Consider the following 23711-nt stretch of genomic DNA (forward strand, 5'->3'; position numbering starts at 1 on the left):
CAAACTGACAGAATCTTAGCACAGGGGTTGTCTGCCATCAAAATGATATTATTTCGAGATGGAACAAGCCGCTAAAGAAACACTACCAATATCCCTCGAAGACGAAATGCGGCGGTCCTATTTGGACTACGCCATGAGTGTTATCGTCGGCAGAGCCCTACCAGACGTGCGTGATGGCCTAAAGCCGGTCCACAGACGGGTCCTTTTCGCGATGTATGAATTAAACAACGATTGGAACCGGCCTTACAAAAAATCTGCCCGTATAGTTGGCGATGTCATCGGTAAATACCATCCCCATGGCGATTCAGCGGTGTATGACACCATTGTCCGGATGGCTCAGGACTTCTCTCTGCGCTATATGTTAGTGGACGGACAGGGTAACTTTGGCTCGGTTGATGGCGATAACGCTGCGGCCATGCGTTACACGGAAATTCGCTTACGCAAAATCGCCCACGACCTTTTGGCCGATTTGGACAAAGAAACGGTAGATTTCGGGCCGAACTACGACGGCAGCGAAAAAGAACCCCTGATTCTGCCGGCCAAAGTGCCGAATTTGCTGATTAATGGCTCTTCCGGCATCGCGGTGGGCATGGCCACTAATATTCCTCCGCACAACCTCGATGAGGTGGTGATGGCCTGTTTGCATGTTCTGCACAATCCAGAATGCACGATTGATGAATTGATCGAGATTATTCCGGCGCCGGATTTCCCCACTGCCGGAATCATTTATGGCGTGCAAGGGGTGCGCGAAGGTTATCGCACCGGTCGTGGTCGCGTGGTCATGCGAGCCAAGACCCATTTTGAGGATTTAGATAAAGGCTCACGCCAGTCCATCATCGTCGATGAGTTGCCATATCAAGTAAACAAGAAAAACTTGCTTGAGCGCATTGCTGAGCTGGTGAATGAGAAAAAGATTGAAGGTATTTCTGATTTGCGGGATGAGTCCGATAAATCTGGAATGCGCGTTGTCATCGAGCTTAAGCGCGGTGAAGTGCCTGAGGTAGTACTGAATAATCTGTACAAGAGCACGCAACTGCAAGACAACTTTGGTATGAATATGGTGGCGCTGGTGGACAATCAGCCGCGTCTCTTGAACCTCAAGCAAATGCTGGAGTATTTCTTGCAGCATCGCCGCGAAGTCGTCACGCGTCGAACTATTTTTGAATTACGCAAAGCCCGTGATCGTGGTCATGTATTAGAAGGTCTAGCCGTTGCGCTGGCGAACATTGATGAGTTCATTGCCATCATCAAGGCGGCTGCCAATCCAGTTGTTGCCAAACAAGAATTAATGGGCAAGTCGTGGGATTCATCCATGGTTCGCGAAATGTTGGCGCGCGCCGAGACCGATACACCGGGTGGGCGTAACGCCTACCGTCCAGAAGGTTTATTGCCCGAATACGGCATGCAAGCTACAGGCCTCTATCGCTTATCCGATAGCCAGGCACAAGAAATTCTGCAGATGCGTTTGCAGCGCTTAACTGGACTTGAGCAAGATAAGATCGTTTCTGAATACAAAGAAGTCATGAGTGAGATTTCAGACTTGCTTGACTTACTAGCTAAGCCTGAGCGCGTGACCCAAGTCATTGAGGCCGAGCTCAAAGAGGTGCAAGCCGATTTCGGCAAAGAGGGTGGTGATACCGGTCGTCGTTCATTTATTGAAATGAATGCGACCGAACTTTTTACGGAAGATCTGATCACGCCGCAAGACATGGTCGTGACCTTATCGCACTCGGGTTATATGAAGAGCCAGCCCCTCAGCGAGTACCGCGCACAAAAACGCGGCGGCCGTGGCAAGCAGGCTGCTGCAACGAAGGACGAAGATTGGATTGACACCCTGTTTGTGGCAAACACCCATGACACGATTTTGTGTTTCTCCGATCGTGGTCGGATGTATTGGCTCAAAGTCTGGGAAGTACCGCAAGGCAGTCGCACATCGCGCGGCAAGCCAATCGTGAATATGTTCCCGCTGATCGATGGCGAAAAAATCACCGTAATCTTGCCCATCAAAGGCTATCAAGACGATCAATATGTCTTTATGGCAACCAGCCTCGGCACGGTCAAAAAGACCCGCCTCTCCGATTTTTCCAATCCACGCAAAGCCGGCATTATTGCAGTTGACTTAAATGAGAATGATTTCTTGGTTGGGGCTGCGATTACCGATGGTAAGCATGATGTGATGCTGTTCTCGGATGCAGGTAAGGCAGTGCGCTTTGATGAGAACGATGTGCGTCCGATGGGTAGAACGGCGCGCGGCGTACGCGGCATGAATTTAGCCGCAGAGCAAAACGTGATTGCCATGTTGGTCGCTCCTGCAGAAGCTGTTGATGGCGCGGTATCGGCAGAAGATGGTGTGGCTGCACCAAGTAGCGTACTTACGGCTACGGAAAATGGGTTTGGCAAGCGCACCCCTATCGCGGAATACACGCGTCATGGTCGCGGCACGAAAGGCATGATTGCAATTCAGACCAGCGAGCGCAATGGAAAAGTAGTGGCTGCATCCTTGGTCTCGCCGGAAGATCAGATTATGTTGATTACGACCGGCGGCGTATTGGTTCGCACACGCGTCTCGGAAATCCGGGAGATGGGACGTGCGACCCAGGGCGTTACATTAATTAGCGTCGACGAAGGCACCCGTTTATCTGGATTGCAGCGGATTGCAGAGAGCGACTCGGATGATGAGGCAGATGAGTCTGGAGATGAAGTCGATACCGCTGCTGGTGAATCTGCGCCCGACGCGTAATGTAGTTATTTGATCCCGCGCTCCTAAACTCCATTATGACTTTCGACCGCCGCATCTTTAATTTCGCAGCGGGCCCTGCCACCTTGCCGGCCGAAGTATTGCAGCAGGCATCGGAAGAGATGCTCAACTGGCGGGGTATGGGTTCCAGCGTGATGGAAATTAGTCATCGCGGCCCGGAGTTCATGGCCCTCTATGAGGAAGTCCTGCAGGATATGCGCGCGCTCATGGGCATACCCGATAGTTATGCGATTTTGATGTTGCAAGGCGGCGGCATTGGTCAAAATGCCGCTGTGCCGATGAACTTGATGCCGCTGGCCAAAAACGGACCCAAAGCAGATTTTTTGGTTACCGGGATTTGGTCAGAAAAATCGTTCTTAGAGGCACAAAAATACGGTCAGGCCCATTTGGTTGCAAGCTCAAAAGACCAGCAATTTACGACCATACCAGCACGCAACACCTGGCATTTATCGGATGATGCCGCCTACTTGCATTACTGCGCCAATGAGACGATCGGCGGCGTGGAGTTTCAAGAGGCGCCTGATGCGGGTGACCGCATTCTAGTGGCCGATATTTCGAGCAACATTTTGTCGCGCAAAATGGATGTGACGCAATGCGGCGTCTGGTTTGCTGGGGCACAGAAAAACATTGGCCCTGCCGGCGTGACCTTTGTGATTGTGCGCAGGGATTTAATGGGCCATCAAATGCCAATTACGCCTACGATTTGGGATTGGGCAAAAGAAGAGGCTATGCAATCGATGTTGAATACGCCTCCCACATTTGCCATCTATTTATCTGGACTGGTATTCAAGTGGCTATTAAAACGAGGCGGCGTTGCGGAGATGGAGCGCATCAACCTTGAAAAATCTACCTTGCTTTATAACTACATCGATCAAAGCAGTCTGTATGAGAATCGGGTCGATCCACGGTATCGTTCGCGCACCAACGTTACCTTCTTCCTTAAAGATGAAAGCTTAAATGCGGCATTTTTAGCGCAATCCAGTAGTGCCGGATTGGCTGCATTGCGCGGCCATAAAGCGGCTGGCGGAATGCGCGCCAGTATTTACAATGCCATGCCACTCGAGGGTGTTCAAGCCTTAGTGGAATTTATGCGTGAATTTGAAAGGCGGGCGTAATGACTACCGAAGATCAGCGTCTTGCTCCATTGCGGGCGCGCATCGATGCCATCGATGCCGAAATACTCGAACTCTTATCCAAACGCGCAAAAGCGGCGCAAGAGGTGGGTCACGTCAAAGGTGATTTTGTATCGCCGGTCTTTCGTCCTGAGCGCGAGCGTCAGGTGGTCGCCAATTTAGTCAAACTCAATCAAGGCCCTTTGCAAAACGACGGCATCGCAGCCATTTGGCGTGAAGTGATGTCAGCCTGCCGCGCTTTAGAGGCTAGGCAAACGATTGCCTACTTGGGGCCAGTGGGAACCTTTTCAGAATTAGCTGCGCAAAGTTATTTTGGTCAATCAATTAGTGGATTGCCGTGCGCGAGTTTGGATGAGGTATTTAAATCGGTTGAAAAAGGCGCCGCGCAATTTGGTATTGTGCCGGTCGAGAATTCCAGTGAGGGCGCGGTTTCGCGCACGCTCGATTTATTACTCGACTCCCCATTGCACATTAGCGGAGAAGTGGTTTTATCGATACGCCACCACCTACTAACAAAATCCGGAAGCTTGGATGGTGTAACGACGGTATGCGCACATGCACAGGCTTTGGCTCAATGCCAACAATGGCTCAGCGTGCATGCTCCGCAGTTACAGCGCCAAGCGGTTAGCAGTAATGCAGAAGCGGCCCGCATGGCAGCAGCCGATCCGACGATTGCTGCAATTGCAGGTGACCCGGCGCAAGTGGCATATGGTTTGCAAGCAGTCGCCAGTCAGATTCAGGATGACCCACACAATCGCACGCGTTTTGTGGTGGTGGGAAATTACCAATGCCAGCCTACTGGTAATGATCAAACTGCGCTGGTCCTATCGGTTGCGAACAAGCCAGGCGCGGTCTATTCTTTATTGGCGCCCTTAGCTAAGCATGGTGTTTCAATGACGCGTTTTGAATCGCGTCCGGCACGCAAAGGGACCTGGGAATATCACTTCTATATTGATGTTGCCGGTCATGCGGATGATGTCAATGTGGCTAAAGCATTGGCAGAGTTGCAAGGCACAGCCGCCTTCTACAAAAAGCTGGGTTCCTACCCACGCGCGTTGGGTTAATGATGAGCACACCACTCGGACTTAAGCACATTCAGGCCATTGCCCCTTATGTTGGCGGCAGACCGATTAGCGAAGTGGCGCGCGAATATGGTCTTGATGAGAGCAAGATTGTGAAACTTGCCTCGAATGAAAACCCGCTTGGCATGCCCAAGTCAGCGCAAGAGGCAATGTTACGTGCAGCAAGTGATCTTGGTCGTTATCCCGATTCAAATGGCTTCGAACTCAAGAAGGTGTTATCGGATCGCCTCGGTGTTCCTGCCGACTGGATCACGCTCGGCAATGGCAGCAATGATATTTTGGAGTTGACTGCGAGAGCCGTTGCACAAGCTGGCGATGAAATCATTTTTTCAAAGCATGCGTTTGCGGTTTATCCACTGGCCACTCAAGCAGTCGGTGCTGTTGCGGTTGAGGTGGCGCCAACACCGCAATACGGCCATGATTTGCTGGCGATGCTCGAAGCAATTAAGCAATCGGGTAATAAGGCCAAGCTGGTGTTTGTAGCTAACCCGAATAATCCCACTGGCAGCTACTTAGAGCCCAAAGAAATCGAAGCGTTTTTATCTCAAGTACCAAGCAATGTGGTTGTGGTGCTAGATGAGGCGTACAACGAATATTTAACGCCAGAGCAGCGCTACGATGCGATTGCCTGGGTCAAGCGCTATCCCAATATGATTCTCTCGCGCAGCTTTTCCAAGGCCTATGGTTTGGCCGGGCTGCGGATTGGTTATGGAGTTGCTCAACCAGGATTAACCGATTTGCTCAATCGCATTCGGCAACCGTTTAACGTCAATAGCCTTGCCCAAGCAGCAGCCATTGCCGCCTTTCAGGACGATGCCTTTTTACAAGCGGGTTTTGCATTAAATCAAGCCGGATATACGCAATTAACCGATGCATTTAAGGAGCTTGGACTACGATTCTTGCCCTCTGCTGGCAACTTTGTGCTGGTCAAGGTGGGTGATGATGCGGGTGCAGGTGCGCGTATCAACTTAGAGCTACTAAAGCGCGGCATTATTGTTCGGCCAGTGGGTAATTACGGTTTGCCGGAGTGGCTGCGCATCTCGATTGGCTTGCCAGAAGAGAATGCTGCCTTCATTCAAGCACTGCGCGCCATTTTGCAGTCGACCTAATTTTTAGTAAGCACCTCGTACACACCAAGCTCACACCAAGCAAATACTAAGCAAAAACCAAGCAAAAACTAAGCACAATATTTATTCATGACTCAATCAAAATCTCCCCACTTTGGTAACGTGACCATTGTGGGCGTTGGCCTCATTGGCGCCTCGCTCGGCCTTGCTCTTAAGCGTGCCGGCGTAGTGGATGCTGTATACGGCGTAGGTCGTAGCAAGGCCAATTTGGATCAAGCGATTGCTATGGGTGCAATCGATGCGGTGATTGGTCTGGAAGATGCCGCTAAGCAATCCCAGGTGATTGTGCTTTGCGTGCCGGTGGCACAAATGCGCGCCACCTTTACTGCCCTCGAGCCTTTTTTAGAGCCTCAAACCTTGATTACGGATGCGGGCAGTACCAAGAGTGATGTGATTCTCGCAGCCAAAGAAGTTTTAGGAAAAAAAGCCTGCCAGTTTGTGCCGGCTCACCCGATTGCGGGCGGTGCACAGCATGGCGCTGCAGCAGCCAAAGCCGATTTGTTTGAAGGCAAGCAAACCATTATTTGCCAGCTGCAAGAGAATGCCAAGGTCGATGTCGAACTCATGACGCAGTTTTGGGAATCAACCGGCGCTCGGGTGCGTAAGATCGGTGCTGTTCAGCACGATGCGATTTTTGCAGCAGTGTCACACCTGCCGCACGTACTCTCATACGCCCTCATGGTGAGTGTGATGAATTCTGAAGATGCGCAAGAAAAACTCCAGCATGCTGGCGCGGGGTTTCGGGACTTCACCCGCATCGCCGCTTCTAGCCCGGAAATGTGGCGTGACATTTGCTTAGCCAATCGGACTGCAATTCTGAAAGAGATGGATCAATACTTATCCGTCGCCGGGCACTTGCGGGAGCTGATTGCCAATGAAGATGCTGCCGGTTTAGAAAAAGCATTTGCAAAAGCCAGTAGGGCACGCCAAGAATGGGATGGCTCTCAATGAGTCTGCAGGGTAAAGAAGTAAAGCAGATCGAAATTGGTCCATTTACTCGGGCTGAGGGTCGGATCATGCTGCCCGGATCTAAAAGTATTTCCAATCGCAGCTTATTGCTTGCCGCGCTGGCTTCTGGTCAAACGACGCTGAGTAATTTATTGGATGCGGATGACACCCAAATCATGCGCGCTGCATTGCGGCAGCTGGGTTTAACGGTTGAAGACCGGGATGAGACCACTTGCTTGGTAACGGGAAGCGGCGGTCATTTCCCAATTCGTGAAGCAGATTTGTTTATGGGTAATGCCGGTACCGCGATTCGTCCTCTGACCGCTGCACTAGTGATGCAGCAAGGCGATTACCGCCTGTCGGGTGTGGCTCGAATGCACGAAAGACCCATTCGGGATTTGGTCGATGGCTTGCGTCAAATCGGCGCTGTGATCACTTACCTTGGTGAAGAGGGGTATCCGCCCATTCAAATCCACGCCTCGACCATATCAATTCCAGAAGTCGTTCGTATTCGGGGTGATGTGTCGAGCCAGTTTTTGACGGCTCTGCTGATGGCTTTGCCTTTGCTTGCAAAAGAAGCGATTCGGATTGAAGTCATTGGGGAATTAATTTCACGACCCTATATTGAAATCACGCTCAAACTGATGCAACGTTTTGGTGTACATGTAGATATCCCGGATGCGCAAACCTTTGTGATTCCAGCGCAACCAGCATTGCAAAAGGGCGAGCCTGTTTATCGCAGTCCTAAAAACCTATTGGTGGAGGGCGATGCCTCATCCGCCTCTTATTTCTTAGCGGCAGGAGCAATTGGCGCAGGCCCTGTTCGCGTCTTGGGTGTTGGGCGCGATAGCATTCAGGGTGATGTTGCTTTTGCTGACGCCTTAGCGCAAATGGGCGCAAGCATTAGCAAAGGCGACGATTGGATTGAGGCGTCCGGACCAGCGAGCGGAACCTTGCGCGGCATCACTATCGATTGCACAGCCATTCCAGATGCGGCGATGACATTAGCAATCGTTGCGTTATTTGCAAGTGGCGAGACCCGTTTAAATGGGATTGCGAGTTGGCGCGTCAAAGAGACCGACCGGATTGCGGCAATGGCAACGGAGCTGCAAAAAGTTGGCGCCAGCGTCGAAGCGGGTTCAGACTATTTGGTAATTCGTCCACCCCTTGCCTGGCAAACCCCAGCTGATGGCATTGATACCTACGATGATCACCGCATGGCTATGTGTTTTTCCTTGGCTGCTTTTGGCCCTAATCCGATCTTGATTAATGACCCCAATTGCGTTGCCAAAACCTTCCCACACTACTTTGCTGAGTTTGCGCAGATTGCTCGGATTTCTGCTTAATAACGCATGAGTGAATCCAGCAAGCCGCCCGTCATTGCGATCGATGGTCCTACCGCCTCAGGCAAGGGCACGGTTGCAGCCTTAGTGGCAAAAGAATTGGGTTTTCACTATCTGGATAGCGGCGCCCTCTATCGCCTAGTGGCTTTGGCCAGTGAGCGGGAGGGAATTTCCACCGAAAATGCCTCTTTTTTAAGCAAAATTGCCGCCTCCATGCAAATTTCCTTTCAAGATGGGCAGATTCTGCTCGGCAATGAGGACGTTTCCGACCTCATTCGGGCCGAAAAAATCGGGCGTAGGGCATCTGAATTGGCCGTACATCCCGAGGTTCGGCAGGCATTAGTGCACTTACAGCACGGTTTTCGCCAAAATCCAGGCCTAGTGGCCGATGGCAGGGACATGGCGAGCGTTATTTTCCCGGATGCAGGGCTGAAGGTGTTCCTCACAGCCAGCGTTGCTGCACGTGCAGAACGGCGATATAAGCAATTGATCGCTAAGGGAATTTCTGCTAATATGTCCGACTTATTGCACGATTTAACGGCGCGTGATGCACGGGACAGTAGTCGTGGAAGCGCACCATTAATAGTAGCTAAAGGGGCAATAGTGCTTGATACGTCGGATTTATCGATTGATCAAGCAGTTAGTCAGGTAATAAGCTGGTATCGGTCTTCGGTATCGGGCTAGTTGTAAGAGTAGTACGCAGTTGCTGTATTGGTGTTCGTGAAACGCTACAACGCAATTTCTAATCATGCGTGTTTCATCGAACGTGTTTAATCTAACCCGTCAGGCCTTCTGGCGGCACAAAGTGAATATACATGTCTGAATCTTTTGCAGAATTATTTGAAGAATCCCTAACCCGATCGAATATGAAGACCGGCCAAGTTATCTCGGCTGAAGTCCTTCGTATTGATCATAATTTCGTAGTAGTGAACGCCGGCTTAAAGTCCGAAGCGTTTATTCCCGTTGAAGAATTCCATAACGACGCCGGTGAGATTGAAGTTAATCCAGGCGATTTCGTTTCGGTTGCCATTGACGCTCTTGAAAACGGCTATGGCGACACCATTCTTTCCCGTGACAAAGCGAAGCGCTTGGCATCGTGGATGAATCTGGAAAAAGCCCTTGAGCAAGCTGAGATCGTGACCGGTACCGTGACCGGCAAAGTCAAAGGTGGCTTAACGGTGATGGTCAATGGCATCCGCGCATTCTTGCCCGGCTCGCTGGTTGATACCCGTCCAATTAAAGACACTAGCCCATACGAAGGCAAGACCATGGAGTTCAAGGTCATCAAGCTCGATCGTAAGCGTAACAACGTGGTTCTTTCTCGCCGTGCTGTGGTTGAAGCCAGCCAAGGTGAAGAGCGTGCGAAGTTAATGGTGAACCTCAAGGAAGGCAGCATTGTCCAGGGTCTGGTTAAGAACATTACCGACTACGGCGCATTCGTTGACCTCGGTGGTATCGATGGCCTCTTGCACATTACCGACTTGGCATGGCGTCGCGTGCGTCACCCCAGCGAGATGCTGACAGTTGGCCAAGAAGTCACCGCGAAGATTCTGAAGTTTGATCAAGAGAAGAATCGCGTATCCCTTGGTGTGAAGCAGCTTGGTGACGACCCATGGGTTGGCATCGCGCGCCGCTATCCACCAAACACCCGTTTATTCGGCAAAGTAACCAACCTCACCGATTACGGCGCATTCGTTGAAATCGAGAGCGGCATTGAAGGCTTGGTACACGTATCCGAGATGGACTGGACCAATAAGAACGTTGCTCCAAGCAAAGCAGTTGCACTGGGCACTGAAGTTGAAGTGATGGTTTTGGACATTGATGAAGACAAGCGCCGCATCAGTCTTGGTATCAAGCAGTGCAAAGCCAATCCATGGGAAGAGTTCTCACGTGGACAACAGAAGGGCGATAAGCTCACTGGCGCAATCAAGTCGATTACTGACTTTGGTGTTTTCATTGGCTTGCCTGGCGGCATTGATGGCCTGGTTCACCTCTCTGACCTCTCATGGAACGAGCCAGGTGAAGAAGCCGTTAAGAAATACAAGAAGGGTGATGAAATCGAAGCCACCGTATTGGCCATTGATGTTGAGAAAGAGCGTATCTCGCTTGGTATCAAGCAATTGTCTGGCGACCCATTCAATAACTACACCTCCACTAGCGACAAGGGTAGCCTTGTCACCGGCACAGTGAAGAGTGTGGATGCGAAGGGTGCAACCATTCATTTGGCTGATGAGGTAGAGGCATACCTGCGCGCTTCTGAAATCTCAACCGATCGCGTTGAAGATGCACGCAATGTCTTGAAAGAAGGCGATACCGTGACAGCCATGATCATTAATATTGATCGCAAGTCACGCAATATCAACCTCTCGATCAAAGCGAAGGACAGTGCTGATCAACATGACGCAATGAGTAAGCTCCAGGGTGATGCGCAGTCGGGCACCACCAATTTAGGCGCTTTACTCAAGGCTAAGTTGGACAATCAGGGCTAAATCAATATCGCCACTCCTGGTTTTCAGGGGTGGCGGTTTGCATTGATAGATCATGACAGAACACGATCAACAAGCGATTACCCGCTCTGAATTAGTAGAGAGCTTGGCGGAGCAGTTTCCGCAGCTATTGCCACGGGATGTTGAGTTGGCAGTGAAAACATTGTTAGACACCATGACGCAAGCACTTGCCGAAGGCAAGCGCATTGAATTGCGCGGTGTTGGTAGTTTTGTATTGCATCATCGACCAGCGCGAACTGGCCGTAACCCAAAATCGGGCGAAAAGGTCATGATTCCAGAAAAGCGTGTACCGCATTTCAAGCCGGGCAAAGAATTGCGCGAGCGGGTTGACTATAAACCCCTCAATCAAGCGCACAACCAGAATCAGTCTGGCAAGAAGGAAGGCTAATTTGCCTCGCTTGCGAGCAAAAGCCTTTGGGTCAATACCGACCTTAGTTTGATACCAAACTGCCTTACGTAAACGAACCCCATGATTCAAATTGAAACCGCATGGCTGCTATTGCTCCCCGTTCTTTTTGGGCTGGGATGGCTTGCCTCGCGTTGGGATCTGCGCCTTGAGAGCCGAATGGATGAGCGCGAGCGCATGCTACAACAGCGTTCCACTTTTAAAGGACTCAGTCTTTTATTAAACGAGCAGCCAGATCAAGCAATTGAAGCGCTTGTTAAGGTTGCCCAGCTAGACCCTGAGACGGTCGACCTTCATTTTTCATTGGGAAATTTATTTCGTCGTCGTGGCGAGACTGAACGTGCGATCCGCATTCATCAGCATTTGGCTGGTAGGGATGATTTAAAGCCCCGCGACCGTGATCATGCAGCCTATGAGTTGGGCCGTGACTTTTTGCGTGCAGGCTTACTGGACCGTGCGGAGGCGTCCTTGAATCAAGTGGGCGAGGGTAAGTACAGCGTTCCAGCCAAAGAAAGTCTTTTGGAGATGTACCAAGTGGAGCGCGATTGGAAAAAAGCCATCGTCGCGGCTACTGAACTAGAGGTATTACAGGATAAGAGTCATCAAACCGAGATTGCCCAGTTTTATTGTGAACTGGCCCAAGAGGCTTTACGGCGCAAAGACATGCTTGACGCGGAACAGTCGATTGATCGCGCTTTACAGGCGGTTCCGGCGCAGGCCAGGGCATTAATTTTGCAGGGCGACTATTTGGTGGCGATGGATCGCCCAGGTCAAGCAATTGAGGTGTGGAGTCAGGTGGCCGAAAAACACCCTGCTTACATGCACTTGGTGGCCGATCGCTGGATGGCGGCTCATGCTTCTGTTGATAAAACCGATGCTGGCTTGGATCACCTCATCACCTTGCTGCGTACTCAGTCGGCTGGTGAGCTATTGGATATCGTACACAAGCACATGATGTTGATTCGTGGACCTGCGGCAACGGAGGTCATGTTGGTTGGAGTGATGCAACATACCCCTAGCTTGACGGCGCTTTCGAAGTTGGCAGAAACGCGTTTGGCTTTAGCTGAAGCAAATGGTAGCCCAGAGCGCGTTGCTGATTTACAAGCAACTTTGGGTCTCCTAAAGCAACGCACCACTACATTGGCACGCTATACCTGCGGTAACTGCGGCTTTAGAGCAAGGCGCTTCTACTGGCAATGTCCAGGATGCAATCATTGGGAGGCATACTCCCCAAGACGCAGTGAAGGGGTCGCAGTAAGTGGCCCATCCATGTAACTTATTTGTTTAAGAACGGTTAATACTTTATGAAAGTCACCATCATTGGCAGTGGATACGTCGGATTAGTGACCGGTGCTTGCTTGGCCGAGCAAGGCAATAATGTTTTCTGTCTGGACTTGGATCCCAAGAAAATCGCCATTCTAAATTCTGGTGGCGTGCCTATTTATGAGCCTGGCCTCAAAGAAATGATTGAGCGCAACCGCGCAGCAGGGCGTTTGCAATTCTCAACCGATATTGCCGCATCGGTAGCGCATGGCGATATCCAATTTATTGCGGTAGGCACACCGCCGGATGAAGATGGCTCTGCTGACTTGCAGTATGTGGTTGCTGCAGCTCGCAATATTGGTCGCCATATGACTACGGCCAAAGTTGTAGTCGATAAATCAACGGTTCCAGTCGGCACAGCTGAAAAGGTGACTGCAGCCATTGCTGAAGAATTAAATAAGCGCGGCCTGTCACCAGAGCTTTGTTCGGTTGTGTCCAATCCGGAGTTTTTGAAAGAGGGCGCTGCGGTGGAGGACTTTATGCGGCCTGACCGCATTGTGATTGGGACAGATAGCAATCCACCTGGATTACGAGCGAGAGAGCAGATGCGCAAGCTCTATGCGCCGTTTAATCGCCACCATGAGCGTACCTATTACATGGACGTAAAGAGTGCAGAGCTGACAAAGTACGCAGCAAACGCGATGTTGGCAACGCGCATTTCATTTATGAATGAGTTAGCTAATCTTGCGGACGTCGTGGGCGCCGATATTGAAGCTGTACGGCAAGGTATTGGTTCGGATTCTCGCATTGGGTACGGCTTTTTGTACTCCGGTACAGGTTATGGCGGATCCTGCTTTCCTAAAGACGTTTCGGCACTGAGTAAAACAGCGCTTGAGCATGGGCGCGACTTAAAGATATTGCAAGCGGTTGAGGCGGTAAACGAGGCGCAGAAAACCATCTTGGTTGAAAAGATCGAGAAGCGTTTTGGTTCAGATCTAAAGAATATGAAGTTTGCCATCTGGGGTTTAGCATTCAAGCCCAATACCGACGATATGCGTGAAGCCCCCAGTAGAGTCATCATTGCTGAACTAGTCAAGCGCGGCGCGTCTGTGGTGGCCTATGACCCTGTTGCTATGCCTGAGGCAGCCCATTGTTTAGAGGTCGATTTTGCGAACAATGCGGAGGGGCGTAAGCGCGTTTCCATGGTTGATCAGCCGATGGATGCCTTGGACGGCTGCGATGCCTTGGTTATCGTTACCGAGTGGAAGGCCTTTCGTAGCCCTGATTTTGATTTACTCAAGCAAAAACTCAAATCCCCCGTCATTTTTGATGGCCGAAACCTCTATGAGCCCCAAGCTATGCAAGAATTGGGTTTTGAATACCAAGGTATTGGCCGCCACAACTGAGCACGATCATGACTGTAGAAAAAGCGAACCGCGCGCAATTTGCTAAAACCAATTTACTAGTGGTTGGCGATGTGATGCTTGATCGCTATTGGTTCGGCGATTCGGATCGGATTTCACCAGAGGCACCAGTTCCAGTAGTGCAGGTCTCCAAAGTGGATGAACGTTTGGGCGGCGCTGCCAACGTGGCACGCAACGTTGCTGCACTCGGAGCCAATACAACGATCCTTGGTGTTGTGGGTGAGGATGAAGCAGGCCATCGCATTGGTGAGCTACTAAAGCAGAGCGGTGTTAATAGTCAATTGGAGGTGGATCCCAAAGTTCCAACCACTGTGAAATTACGAGTGATTGCACGCCAGCAACAATTGATCCGTTTGGATTTTGAAGAGACCCCCAGCGAAACCGCCCTAGAGCAAAAGCGGGCGCGGTTTGAAAAGGCCCTGGGTGCAGCCGATGTGCTCGTACTGTCGGATTACGGCAAGGGAGCTTTGAGTCAGGTTGCTGCAATGATTGAATACGCGCGGGCACAAAACAAAGTCATTTTGGTTGACCCGAAGGGCGAAGACTACGAAAAATACCGTGGTGCTACCGTTATCACTCCGAATCGCAGTGAGTTACGTCAGGTTGTAGGGCGATGGGCAGATGAAACTGACCTGACGCAGCGCGCGCAAGAGCTCAGACGTTCGCTTGGGATTCAGGCGCTGCTCCTTACCCGCTCCGAAGAGGGGATGAGTTTGTTTACCGATCAGGGTGTTTCGCATGTGCGCGCACAGGCGCGTGAGGTATTTGATGTATCTGGTGCCGGCGATACCGTGATTGCAACCTTAGCGGTGGCCCTTGCGGCGCAGTGGCCGCTTGACCGGGCCATGGCATTAGCCAATCGCGCCGGCGGTATAGTGGTGGGTAAGCTAGGCACCGCAACCGTAACTTCGGAGGAATTGCAGTGACCATTATTGTGACGGGCGCCGCTGGATTTATCGGCGCAAATCTAGTGCAGGCCCTCAATGCGAGAGGCGAAAAAAACATCATTGCCGTGGATGATTTACGCCCAGCAGATAAATACCGTAATTTGGCTGACCTCGACATTATTGATTACTTGGACAAGGATGAGTTCCTTGAGGCATTCGCTAGTGGGCGCTTGGGTAAAATCAAAGCGGTTTTTCATGAAGGGGCTTGCTCCGACACCATGGAAACCGACGGTATTTTTATGATGGCGAATAACTACCGCTACTCCATGGATTTGCTGGATATTTGTACCGAAGAAAGTGTGCCATTGTTGTATGCATCCTCTGCAGCCACCTACGGTGGATCCGATACCTTTGTTGAAAGCCGGGAGCACGAGAAGCCGCTGAATATCTATGGCTACTCCAAGTTTTTATTTGACCAAGTGATGCGCAAGCGCTTTGCTGAGAAAGTAAATACAGCCCAGGTAGTTGGATTCCGTTACTTTAATGTGTATGGGCCGCGTGAGTCGCATAAGGGCCGCATGGCATCCGTTGCATTTCACCAATACCATCAGTTTAAAAACCACGGCGTGGTGAAGCTCTTTGGCGAATACGGCGGCTATGCTGCAGGTGAGCAGAGCCGCGATTTTGTTTCAGTGGAAGACGTAGTCAAAGTCAATTTGTTTTTTTATGACCACCCTGAAAAGAGTGGCATTTTTAATTTGGGTAGCGGCAAAGCTCAGCCCTTTAATGATGTTGCCCATGCTGTCGTCAACTCGATGCGGCGTATTGCAGGCCAAGCGCCAGCTAGCTTATCGGAATTGGTCAAGCAAGGCTTGATTGAATACATTCCCTTTCCGGATGCTTTGCGTGGCAAATACCAATGCTTTACGCAAGCAGACCAAACTAAACTCAGGCAGGCCGGCTATGCAGATGCCTTCCTCAATGTAGAACAGGGTGTGGGGCGATATATTGATTGGCTTTCTGCCAATGCTGATTTTCTCAGTCAGCCGAGCGCCTAAGCAGACAAAGGCGTAATCCAGATTCATATCTGCTGCAGGTGATTACAGATTTCGGCGTAGTCATCCTGTCAGGGGTCGATTTATAGTCAACTACTCCAGTTTGTGATCGTTATGTACAGTCCTTGTGCGCAATTTAGCCCAAGGATTTTTTAACGATCAAAAGGGGTTGATATGATTCAAAAATTTCGTTCGTATGTGCGTCAATATGCATTTCAAGTAGCGCTGATGTCCTTGTTAGTGCCTGTCATTGGAGTCGGTGTGTCGGATGCAATCGCATCGCCTGTGAATGTCAATAGTGCTAGTCAGTCTGAGCTTGAAAGTATTAAAGGCTTGGGCCCATCAAAGGCGCGCGCTATCATTTCAGAGCGAGAGGATGGCGGCTTTTATCGTGATGCCAACGACTTACAGCAGCGGGTTCGGGGGATCGGGATGAAGTCAGTAGAAAAGATGGTTGATAACGGCTTAACCATTGAGTCTCCCAGCGCCTACCGTGAAACCCGCAATGGCGCTAGAGCAAGTTCACGTGTACAAGGCGAGCCGACGTCGCGCGCAAGCCGATCGCAAGGGCGCTCGCGGGAAGCGCACGATCAGCACCCCACATCCAAGAGGGGGAAAGGCCAAAAAAACTGGGAATAAACGCCGCCCCAATCTGAAATAGCGCATTAGCAGTTCAATTCACCGGATTGGCGGGCTTGTGGCTAAAATAGTTCAATGAACTCGCCCGCCAATAATCACTTTCCCTACATGACCATCTCCCAAACGGTTGGGAATACGCCCTTAGTGCGTTTGCAGCGCATACCGGGGGCGGACATCATTGCCCGCGGCAATGTTGTTTTAGGCAAACTTGAAGGTAATAATCCAGCGGGATCCGTTAAAGATCGACCTGCGCTATCGATGATTGTGCGCGCACAAGAACGCGGCGAGATTCAGCCAGGCGATACCTTAATTGAAGCGACTAGCGGTAATACCGGCATTGCCTTGGCCATGGCCGCTGCGATGTTGGGTTACAAAATGGTGCTGGTGATGCCCGAGAATCAAAGTTTAGAACGCCGACAAAGTATGGCGGCCTACGGGGCTGAGCTGATTCTGACGGCCGCAACTGGAGGTATGGAGCTAGCGCGTGACTATGCCTTGCAGTTACAAAAAGAAGGGCGTGGCCGCTTACTGGATCAGTTTTCAAATTTAGATAATCCCCGCGCGCACCTCGAGACAACTGGCCCTGAGATTTGGCGTGATACCCATGGGCAAGTTACGCATTTTGTTTCTTCTATGGGCACTACCGGGACGATTACTGGGGTCTCTACGTATTTAAAGTCGATGAATCCAGCGATTCAGATTATTGGCGCGCAGCCGTCCGAGGGATCGCAGATTCCGGGTATTCGGAAGTGGGCCCCGGAATACCTACCTAAAATTTATCAAGCAGACCGAGTGGATCGCATTGAGTATGTCAGCCAAGGTGAGGCTGAGGAAATGGCTCGTCGTATGGCGGCAGAAGAGGGTATTTTTTGTGGCATCTCAGCAGCAGGAGCCCTTGTGATTGCCTTGCGTATTGCGCAGGAAGTAGAAAACGCCACGATTGTATTTATTGTGTGTGATCGCGGGGATCGCTACCTTTCGACTGGTGTATTTCCAGCCTAGTTAGCCTTTGGTTTTTTAGGCTTTTGCGTCTTTTTTACAGCAGACTTCTTGGTTTTGGCGGTCGGTGTAGCTGGGCTTTTAGGGACTACGCTTTGGTTTTCGTAACCGAGGGCTTCGGCAAACTCAGCGACACTCTGCGCATAAAAATAGCTTCGGTTGTATTGAACAATACTGAGAAAGTTCTCTAGACCAACAACATAGCGCACCTCATCATTGCCTTGCGCGTTGATGAATGGCAGATCGATAATGAGCGCTTTACTTTGGGATGCTACCCCACCCGTCTGGAGATCGCCATAGCGACTATCCAAGATGCCCAAATCAATGAATTCCTGTACGGTGTGCTTTGCATCTGGCAGACCATCGGCTAAGCGTCGAATAGCGGCCTGGTTCTGTTCCGTTTCTGTAATTGGAAAGTAGATTGGCATCCCGGGCTGCCAGCCGTGCATCCGTAAAAAGCGCGCTACGCTGGCAATGGCATCTGGCCGGCTTTGCCGTAAATCAATCACGCCATCCCCATCCCCATCCTTAGCGAAATTGCGGATGCTACCGGGCATAAACTGCGGCAGGCCAATTGCGCCTGCATAGGAGCTGGTTTGATTGAGGCAGCGATCAAATGCATTGGTTTTAATCGATGGGGTTTTGGCACTCCGCGTTGAATTGCCGCCGGCCTCGGCCCAACAAAGCAGAATCAGTTGCTTGAGCTGGTCTTGAAAAAGAGCTTCACGGCTGGCACGATTCGGCGTATCGGGGTAGTTAAATGCCAGGGTGGATAAAACATCCTTAACCTTAAAGCTACCCATGTTGCGGCCATAAATCGTCTCTACGCCAATGATCGAAGCGATGACCGTTCCAGGGACGCCAGTTTCGCGCTCCACTTGATCTAGGTAGGGACGATTTTGTTCAATAAAAGCCAACCCTGCCTTGATTCGAGCGGGCTCGATAAAGCGCCCGCGATAGGCGGCCCAGTTTTTCTTAAATCCAGGCGGCCCTGGCATGACCAATTTACGTACTTGGGCTAGATTTTTGCTATCCGCAAATGCGGTCTCTAGCGATCCGAGTGGGATGCCCTCAGTCTTGCTAATGTACGCCAACATGGCTTGGAGGTTTTGGCTAAGCTGCTGCTCTGCCGCCTGTCCGCCCACTTGGTTTACGATAGAAGTGTCGGGAACGGTTTTGCTAGGCAGCGTTGCTTCGGAGTTGGGTGGTACTGAGGCGCAAGCGGATAAGAGGGCAATGGCGATACTGGCGAGTAGGAGGCAGATTCCCCTATGACTAAAGTAAGACCCAATGCGGGGAAGAATTAAAAAAAGGTTCACCAACTGATTTTATAGATAAATTTGCTTGGATGGACGATATAAAGAGGTGAGAAGAATGACAACAGCATACATAAGCCACAGTGATTTTTTAAGGCACGAAATGGGCAGTCATCACCCGGAGTGCCCAGAGCGCATTCAGGCGATTGAAGACCAACTCATTTTGAGCCGCGTCGATGGTTATTTAAAGCGGATCGAACCACCGCTGGCCACAACCGAGCAAGTCGAGCTCGTTCATAGTGCTGACCACGTGGAATATGTCACTGGCCACTCGCCAACATCGGGTTACTTTATGCTCGATGGCGACACCATTATGAATCCGGCTACCTTGACGGTGTCATTGCGTGCCGCAGGTGCCGCTATTGCGGGCGTCGATGCGGTCATGAAGGGCGAAGTTGAAAACGCATTTTGTGCTATCCGCCCACCTGGCCACCATGCTGAGCCAACCCGTTCGATGGGTTTCTGTGTTTTTAATAACATCGCGATTGCGGCGCGTTACGCAATCAGTGCATACGGCCTTGAACGGGTGGCCATTATTGATTTTGATGTCCACCATGGTAACGGCACTGAAGCGGCATTTTATGATGATCCTAAAATTCTGATGTGCAGTTTTTTTCAACATCCTTTTTATCCCTATAGCGGCCTAGATCATTCCGACAATATGGTGAACATGCCGATGCCCGCCTCAACCAAAGGGGACGTGGTTCGCAAGATGATTACTGAAACCTGGCTGCCACGCTTAAGGGCTTTTGAGCCTGAATTAATTTTAATTTCTGCAGGCTTTGATGCCCACCGCGAGGATGATTTAGGTCAAATGGGCTTGGTCGAGGATGATTACGTTTGGATGACCCAGCGCCTCAAAGAGATCGCCAAGGAGTCTGCGGGCGGCCGCATTGTGAGCTGCCTTGAGGGGGGTTATAACCTCTCTGCTTTAGGGCGAAGTGTGGTGGCCCATGTGAAGGCCTTAGCAGACATCTAAGTGCTCAAGCCGAATGCCCCGCGGGCGAGTAAAATAAAACGTATAGACCCCATAGAGAAGACAAAGAAAGTGCCATGAAAATTCTGGTTGCGGTGAAGCGTGTTGTTGATTACAACGTCAAGATTCGAGTCAAATCTGACCAGTCCGGTGTTGACACCGCGAATGTGAAGATGAGCATGAATCCATTCGATGAAATTGCAGTGGAAGAGGCCATTCGTTTAAAAGAGGCTGGCATTGCAAGCGAGATTGTGGTTTTCTCCGCAGGGAGTCAGCAATGCCAAGAGACGCTTCGAACCGCACTGGCAATTGGCGCTGATCGCGCCATCCTGGTTGAAACTGATGTTGACTTACAGCCTTTGGCGGTAGCGAAGTTGTTGCAAGCCGTATGCGCTAAAGAGCAGCCTCAATTAATCATTTTGGGCAAGCAAGCCATTGATGATGACAGCAATCAGACCGGTCAAATGTTGGCAGCCCTCATGGATATACCTCAAGCCACCTTCGCATCGAAAGTGACTGTTGTAGATGGCGCGCTCAATGTGACACGCGAAGTCGACGGTGGTCTAGAAACCATTTCCATGAGTCTGCCAGCGGTGATTACTACCGATTTGCGCCTGAATGAGCCCCGCTACGTTACTTTGCCTAACATCATGAAGGCAAAGAAAAAAGAATTGGAAATCATGAGGCCCGACGCATTAGGGGTTGACGTTACTCCGCATTTGAAAACCATCAAAGTCGAAGAGCCGCCAAAACGAACGGCGGGCATTCTCGTCGCAGACGTTGCGGCGCTGGTGGATAAATTAAAAAATGAAGCGAAGGTGATTTAAATGGCCGCACTTGTATTAGCCGAGCACGATAACCAGACCCTCAAGGCGGCTACCTTAAACACCGTAACAGCGGCCCTTGCGTGTAGCCCTGAAGTCGATATTTTGGTGGCTGGTAGCAATGCCGATGCCGTGGCAACTGCAGCTGCAGCGATTCCAGGCGTTCGCAACGTTATTTTGATTGATGATGCTGCATTGCTTGATCAACTGGCTGAGCCGGTAGCGGCACAAATTTTGGCGCTGGCCAGCGGGTACGAGCATCTCTTAGCAGCTGCTACTGCCCATGGCAAGAATGTGATGCCGCGGGTTGCTGCCAAATTGGACGTGGCTCAGGTGTCCGATATTACGAACGTGATTAGCGCTGATACCTTTGCTAGGCCCATCTACGCTGGCAATGCCATCGCCACAGTGCAGTCGCTGGATGCCAATAAAGTACTAACGGTACGAAGCACGGGCTTTGATGCGACCAGTGCTACTGGTGGAAATGCACCAATTGAAAAGCGCAATGCCACTCTGTGTGTGGGCGGCGCTACTTTTGTGGGCCGGGATTTAAGTAAGTCGGATCGCCCGGAGTTAACTGCTGCAAAAATAATCGTATCGGGCGGACGGGGCTTGGGTTCGGGTGAAAAATACCAAGAGTTAATAGCGCCGCTGGCCGATACACTCGGAGCCGCTTTGGGCGCATCGCGCGCTGCAGTGGATGCCGGCTATGTTCCTAACGACTACCAAGTGGGTCAGACCGGCAAGATTGTGGCGCCTGACCTGTATGTCGCAGTCGGAATCTCGGGTGCGATTCAGCACTTGGCTGGCATGAAAGACTCGAAAGTCATCGTGGCGATCAATAAAGATGCTGAGGCACCGATTTTTGGCGTTGCTGATTACGGCTTGGTTGCGGATTTGTTTACAGCGGTACCAGAATTAACGAAGGCCTTAGAAAAGTAGATCCGATTACAGTGGGGCTGATTAGCGGCCCCATTTTTTATTGCGATAACTTGCGCGCTTCAATCAGTTGAGAGATAAAGAATTGCTCAAATGCAATTGCAAAAAAGCTCATCATTAAGGCGGCACCAAACACCAAACAAAAAATCACCAGCAGAATAGTCGACCAGCCAGTTTGCGTTGCCTTTTCCGGCGAAATACCAGGATTGAATTCAGCATCCCAGCGCTCGCCACTGCGAAGACCGTAAGCAATGGTGGTTAAGAAGCTGGCTTCAATCGAGATAAAGCCTAGGGTCAATAAAAACCAGCCGGCAAATGAGCCGAGTTCGGTTGTGCTTAAGATGATCCAGCCACTGATACCGCCGATGATGGCCGCGAATTGCAGCCAACCCCAATACGATTTCAGCCCCTGTAAGTAAAGGCAATTAAAGCCAGCGCCGGGAAAAAAGAAGCCTAATGCGCAAAATAATAATTTAGACCGAATCATGGTGTTGCATCCTTATGCTTATTTCAATTTACCACTTTGCACAAAACGCAGTACATTCTGATCGCGTCCAATCAGAAGCAGGCGATCATCATCGCGTACTAAGCGTTGATAGTCATTGAGCTGATATAAAAACGCACTTTCCAGTTCCATGCGATCGGCTGAACAGGCCATGCGGGTGCTGGCAATTTTGTCAATGCTGATGCCGCGCGGTTCTTCTGTTATCTGCGCTGTAAAACGATTGCACCCAGAAAAACCGCTCACCGAATTTGTGCGGGCATCGAATTGAATCGCAATTGCTGGCATAGCCCCGTCTGAGGGGAGGGGGCGTGGTCGAATTTCACCTTTGCTATTAGGCGCCAAACTCCAGCGCTCCAGAACCCATGCGCCACTCAGTTCGATTGCCGGCGGACTGGTTCTGGCATTGCAGGGCGGCAATACTTGGGCGCAAGCAACCAGGAGGCCGAGGATCCCAAGCGTTGAAAAACGGGCTAAGCGTGAATAATGTAAATTCCGTATTTGTGCCATTATTTTCATTTAACCCATTGTTTTTATTGATATTTTATGCAATTTACTGCTGCGCTTGCTTTACTTCACATGCTAAGGGTGGATCAAGGCCCGCTTTTCGTCTAGAATATATGGTTTCCTGCTGATCATTGTGTCAGTAAGAGTTCACGATTTAGCACTGATTTCATTGGGTTGTATTCAACCTGTTTTAACTACCGATTTTAAGGAATAAGTATGGTCGTCATTCGACTGGCACGCGGCGGTTCAAAAAAACGCCCTTTTTATAGCATTGTTGCAACCGATAAGCGCAACCGTCGCGACTCCAATTTTATTGAGCGCATTGGTTATTTCAACCCATCTGCTGCCGAGTCAGAGCAAGCAATGCGGGTTGCACAAGATCGCTTGACCTATTGGACTGGCGTCGGTGCACAAATTTCACCCACCGTGAAACGCTTGATTAAAGATCATCCTGCTGCCTAAACTGCTGCCTATATTGCGTTAAGGCAGTTTTTTACATCACGTTGTTTTTTAAGGGAGGGTGTTGAATGAATTCAGCTCTCCCGCAAGACTTAGTCGAACTCGGTCTCATCCAAGATGCGCAAGGCCTGCGGGGCCAGATTAAGGTTAGACCCTTTTCATCTGATCCTGTAGCGCTGCTATCTACTAAATTCATCTGGCTTTCCCTCTTAAGTCCGCAGCTTAGCCGTGGCGCTCGCATTCCCGAAGCGCCAAGGCAGTATGCAGTGAATAGCGCCAAGCTCCACAGCGGGTTTGTGGTGATGGGGCTCGAGGGCATTGTTGATCGTGATCAGGCCTTGGCCGTTAAAGGAGCCAGGCTTTTGCTAAGTCGCGCCGCATTTCCGCAAGCAGAATCGAGTTCGTACTATTGGGTTGATTTGGTGGGTTGTGAGGTCATTGGCCACGGGCAATTGCCACTGGGGCTTGTCACTGAAATAACCGAGAATGGCGCGCATGCCATCATGACAGTGCAGGGTAGTGACCGTATTCATTTAATTCCCTTTGTTCCTGAGATTGTTCAGGATGTAAATTTGACTCAAAAACAAATAACTGTTCTCTGGGATGCTGAATGGTGA

22 protein-coding genes and 1 pseudogene are annotated in these 23711 nt (G+C 50.7%); 20 read left to right on the top strand and 3 right to left on the bottom strand.

Features of this window, described 5'->3' with window-relative positions:
• Nucleotides 1-58: 58 nt before the first annotated feature.
• The 15 genes and pseudogenes from gyrA to cysM all read left to right on the top strand — a co-directional run bounded on the left by gyrA (nt 59) and on the right by cysM (nt 17574).
• Complete coding sequence (gene gyrA / locus Q8M75_RS05485) at nt 59-2740, top strand: DNA gyrase subunit A (protein WP_305487101.1); 2682 nt, start codon at nt 59-61, stop codon at nt 2738-2740.
• 35 nt (nt 2741-2775) lie between these two features.
• Complete coding sequence (serC, locus tag Q8M75_RS05490; protein ID WP_305487103.1) at nt 2776-3873, top strand: 3-phosphoserine/phosphohydroxythreonine transaminase; 1098 nt, start codon at nt 2776-2778, stop codon at nt 3871-3873.
• The gene (gene pheA, locus Q8M75_RS05495; RefSeq protein WP_305487105.1) at nt 3873-4955 is read left to right on the top strand and encodes a prephenate dehydratase; all 1083 of its coding nucleotides are present in this window, start codon (nt 3873-3875) and stop codon (nt 4953-4955) included. Before serC ends, pheA begins: the two co-directional genes overlap by 1 nt.
• 2 nt (nt 4956-4957) lie before the next feature.
• Nucleotides 4958-6082: a histidinol-phosphate transaminase gene (hisC, locus tag Q8M75_RS05500; RefSeq protein WP_305488199.1), complete on the top strand. Its 1125-nt coding sequence runs from the start codon at nt 4958-4960 to the stop codon at nt 6080-6082.
• An 87-nt stretch (nt 6083-6169) separates the two neighbouring features.
• A complete protein-coding gene (locus tag Q8M75_RS05505) occupies nt 6170-7051 on the top strand; it encodes a prephenate dehydrogenase/arogenate dehydrogenase family protein (protein ID WP_305487106.1) in 882 nt (293 codons plus the stop codon).
• Nucleotides 7048-8394, top strand: a complete 1347-nt coding sequence (gene aroA / locus Q8M75_RS05510; RefSeq protein WP_305487109.1) for a 3-phosphoshikimate 1-carboxyvinyltransferase — start codon at nt 7048-7050, stop codon at nt 8392-8394. The genes Q8M75_RS05505 and aroA overlap by 4 nt, the downstream gene beginning before the upstream one ends.
• 6 nt (nt 8395-8400) lie before the next feature.
• Nucleotides 8401-9075, top strand: a complete 675-nt coding sequence (gene cmk, locus Q8M75_RS05515) for a (d)CMP kinase (RefSeq protein ID WP_305487112.1) — start codon at nt 8401-8403, stop codon at nt 9073-9075.
• Nucleotides 9076-9206: 131 nt separating this feature from the next.
• Nucleotides 9207-10880 (top strand): 30S ribosomal protein S1, encoded by a 1674-nt coding sequence (gene rpsA, locus Q8M75_RS05520; RefSeq protein ID WP_305487114.1) that lies wholly within the window; start codon nt 9207-9209, stop codon nt 10878-10880.
• Nucleotides 10881-10932: 52 nt separating this feature from the next.
• Nucleotides 10933-11229 (top strand): annotated as a pseudogene (locus tag Q8M75_RS05525) (integration host factor subunit beta); the annotation flags it as partial.
• A 138-nt stretch (nt 11230-11367) separates the two neighbouring features.
• Nucleotides 11368-12579 carry a lipopolysaccharide assembly protein LapB gene (gene lapB / locus Q8M75_RS05530; protein ID WP_305487118.1) on the top strand — a complete coding sequence of 404 codons (1212 nt, stop codon included), beginning with the start codon at nt 11368-11370 and terminating at the stop codon, nt 12577-12579.
• Between the two features lie 29 nt (nt 12580-12608).
• A complete protein-coding gene (locus Q8M75_RS05535) occupies nt 12609-13973 on the top strand; it encodes a UDP-glucose/GDP-mannose dehydrogenase family protein (RefSeq protein WP_305487120.1) in 1365 nt (454 codons plus the stop codon).
• An 8-nt stretch (nt 13974-13981) separates the two neighbouring features.
• Nucleotides 13982-14917 (top strand): D-glycero-beta-D-manno-heptose-7-phosphate kinase, encoded by a 936-nt coding sequence (rfaE1, locus tag Q8M75_RS05540; protein ID WP_305487123.1) that lies wholly within the window; start codon nt 13982-13984, stop codon nt 14915-14917.
• Nucleotides 14914-15936, top strand: a complete 1023-nt coding sequence (gene rfaD / locus Q8M75_RS05545; RefSeq protein ID WP_305487126.1) for an ADP-glyceromanno-heptose 6-epimerase — start codon at nt 14914-14916, stop codon at nt 15934-15936. The genes rfaE1 and rfaD overlap by 4 nt, the downstream gene beginning before the upstream one ends.
• 171 nt (nt 15937-16107) lie before the next feature.
• Entirely contained in the window at nt 16108-16572 is a 465-nt protein-coding gene (locus Q8M75_RS05550) for a helix-hairpin-helix domain-containing protein (protein WP_305487127.1), read from the top strand.
• 75 nt (nt 16573-16647) lie between these two features.
• The gene (cysM, locus tag Q8M75_RS05555) at nt 16648-17574 is read left to right on the top strand and encodes a cysteine synthase CysM (RefSeq protein ID WP_305487130.1); all 927 of its coding nucleotides are present in this window, start codon (nt 16648-16650) and stop codon (nt 17572-17574) included.
• Here the strand turns inward: cysM and Q8M75_RS05560 are convergent.
• Nucleotides 17571-18890, bottom strand: coding sequence for a lytic murein transglycosylase (locus Q8M75_RS05560; RefSeq protein ID WP_305487133.1), 1320 nt, complete (start codon nt 18888-18890; stop codon nt 17571-17573). The genes cysM and Q8M75_RS05560 overlap by 4 nt on opposite strands.
• Nucleotides 18891-18945: 55 nt before the next feature.
• Between Q8M75_RS05560 and Q8M75_RS05565 the strand changes: the two genes are divergently transcribed.
• The 3 genes from Q8M75_RS05565 to Q8M75_RS05575 all read left to right on the top strand — a co-directional run bounded on the left by Q8M75_RS05565 (nt 18946) and on the right by Q8M75_RS05575 (nt 21629).
• A complete protein-coding gene (locus Q8M75_RS05565; RefSeq protein WP_305487136.1) occupies nt 18946-19866 on the top strand; it encodes a histone deacetylase family protein in 921 nt (306 codons plus the stop codon).
• 74 nt (nt 19867-19940) lie between these two features.
• Nucleotides 19941-20690: an electron transfer flavoprotein subunit beta/FixA family protein gene (locus Q8M75_RS05570; RefSeq protein ID WP_305487138.1), complete on the top strand. Its 750-nt coding sequence runs from the start codon at nt 19941-19943 to the stop codon at nt 20688-20690.
• Nucleotides 20691-21629 carry an electron transfer flavoprotein subunit alpha/FixB family protein gene (locus Q8M75_RS05575; protein WP_305487140.1) on the top strand — a complete coding sequence of 313 codons (939 nt, stop codon included), beginning with the start codon at nt 20691-20693 and terminating at the stop codon, nt 21627-21629. It abuts the gene before it with no gap.
• Between the two features lie 37 nt (nt 21630-21666).
• On the opposite strand, the gene Q8M75_RS05580 is transcribed toward Q8M75_RS05575, so the two are convergent.
• Both Q8M75_RS05580 and Q8M75_RS05585 read right to left on the bottom strand, forming a co-directional pair.
• The gene (locus Q8M75_RS05580; protein WP_305487143.1) at nt 21667-22113 is read right to left on the bottom strand and encodes a hypothetical protein; all 447 of its coding nucleotides are present in this window, start codon (nt 22111-22113) and stop codon (nt 21667-21669) included.
• A gap of 18 nt (nt 22114-22131) precedes the next feature.
• On the bottom strand, nt 22132-22638 hold the full coding sequence (locus Q8M75_RS05585) for an META domain-containing protein (protein ID WP_305487145.1): 507 nt from the start codon (nt 22636-22638) through the stop codon (nt 22132-22134).
• Nucleotides 22639-22851: 213 nt separating this feature from the next.
• Between Q8M75_RS05585 and rpsP the strand changes: the two genes are divergently transcribed.
• Nucleotides 22852-23097 carry a 30S ribosomal protein S16 gene (rpsP, locus tag Q8M75_RS05590; RefSeq protein WP_108469468.1) on the top strand — a complete coding sequence of 82 codons (246 nt, stop codon included), beginning with the start codon at nt 22852-22854 and terminating at the stop codon, nt 23095-23097.
• A gap of 65 nt (nt 23098-23162) precedes the next feature.
• The gene (gene rimM / locus Q8M75_RS05595) at nt 23163-23711 is read left to right on the top strand and encodes a ribosome maturation factor RimM (protein ID WP_305487147.1); all 549 of its coding nucleotides are present in this window, start codon (nt 23163-23165) and stop codon (nt 23709-23711) included.

Origin of the sequence: Polynucleobacter sp. (assembly GCF_030693775.1) — a bacterium.
GTDB lineage: Bacteria > Pseudomonadota > Gammaproteobacteria > Burkholderiales > Burkholderiaceae > Polynucleobacter.

Excerpts from the sequence above, each read along its gene's own strand:
- rimM (WP_305487147.1), top strand. The coding sequence starts at position 23,163 with ATGAATTCAGCTCTCCCGCAAGACTTAGTCGAACTCGGTCTCATCCAA.
- Q8M75_RS05580 (WP_305487143.1), bottom strand. The coding sequence starts at position 22,113 with ATGATTCGGTCTAAATTATTATTTTGCGCATTAGGCTTCTTTTTTCCC.
- serC (WP_305487103.1), top strand. The coding sequence starts at position 2,776 with ATGACTTTCGACCGCCGCATCTTTAATTTCGCAGCGGGCCCTGCCACC.
- hisC (WP_305488199.1), top strand. The coding sequence starts at position 4,958 with ATGAGCACACCACTCGGACTTAAGCACATTCAGGCCATTGCCCCTTAT.
- Q8M75_RS05550 (WP_305487127.1), top strand. The coding sequence starts at position 16,108 with ATGATTCAAAAATTTCGTTCGTATGTGCGTCAATATGCATTTCAAGTA.
- cmk (WP_305487112.1), top strand. The coding sequence starts at position 8,401 with ATGAGTGAATCCAGCAAGCCGCCCGTCATTGCGATCGATGGTCCTACC.
- Q8M75_RS05585 (WP_305487145.1), bottom strand. The coding sequence starts at position 22,638 with ATGGCACAAATACGGAATTTACATTATTCACGCTTAGCCCGTTTTTCA.
- Q8M75_RS05575 (WP_305487140.1), top strand. The coding sequence starts at position 20,691 with ATGGCCGCACTTGTATTAGCCGAGCACGATAACCAGACCCTCAAGGCG.
- Q8M75_RS05570 (WP_305487138.1), top strand. The coding sequence starts at position 19,941 with ATGAAAATTCTGGTTGCGGTGAAGCGTGTTGTTGATTACAACGTCAAG.
- rpsA (WP_305487114.1), top strand. The coding sequence starts at position 9,207 with ATGTCTGAATCTTTTGCAGAATTATTTGAAGAATCCCTAACCCGATCG.
- Q8M75_RS05505 (WP_305487106.1), top strand. The coding sequence starts at position 6,170 with ATGACTCAATCAAAATCTCCCCACTTTGGTAACGTGACCATTGTGGGC.
- cysM (WP_305487130.1), top strand. The coding sequence starts at position 16,648 with ATGAACTCGCCCGCCAATAATCACTTTCCCTACATGACCATCTCCCAA.
- Q8M75_RS05565 (WP_305487136.1), top strand. The coding sequence starts at position 18,946 with ATGACAACAGCATACATAAGCCACAGTGATTTTTTAAGGCACGAAATG.
- pheA (WP_305487105.1), top strand. The coding sequence starts at position 3,873 with ATGACTACCGAAGATCAGCGTCTTGCTCCATTGCGGGCGCGCATCGAT.
- Q8M75_RS05535 (WP_305487120.1), top strand. The coding sequence starts at position 12,609 with ATGAAAGTCACCATCATTGGCAGTGGATACGTCGGATTAGTGACCGGT.
- rpsP (WP_108469468.1), top strand. The coding sequence starts at position 22,852 with ATGGTCGTCATTCGACTGGCACGCGGCGGTTCAAAAAAACGCCCTTTT.
- aroA (WP_305487109.1), top strand. The coding sequence starts at position 7,048 with ATGAGTCTGCAGGGTAAAGAAGTAAAGCAGATCGAAATTGGTCCATTT.
- lapB (WP_305487118.1), top strand. The coding sequence starts at position 11,368 with ATGATTCAAATTGAAACCGCATGGCTGCTATTGCTCCCCGTTCTTTTT.
- rfaE1 (WP_305487123.1), top strand. The coding sequence starts at position 13,982 with ATGACTGTAGAAAAAGCGAACCGCGCGCAATTTGCTAAAACCAATTTA.
- gyrA (WP_305487101.1), top strand. The coding sequence starts at position 59 with ATGGAACAAGCCGCTAAAGAAACACTACCAATATCCCTCGAAGACGAA.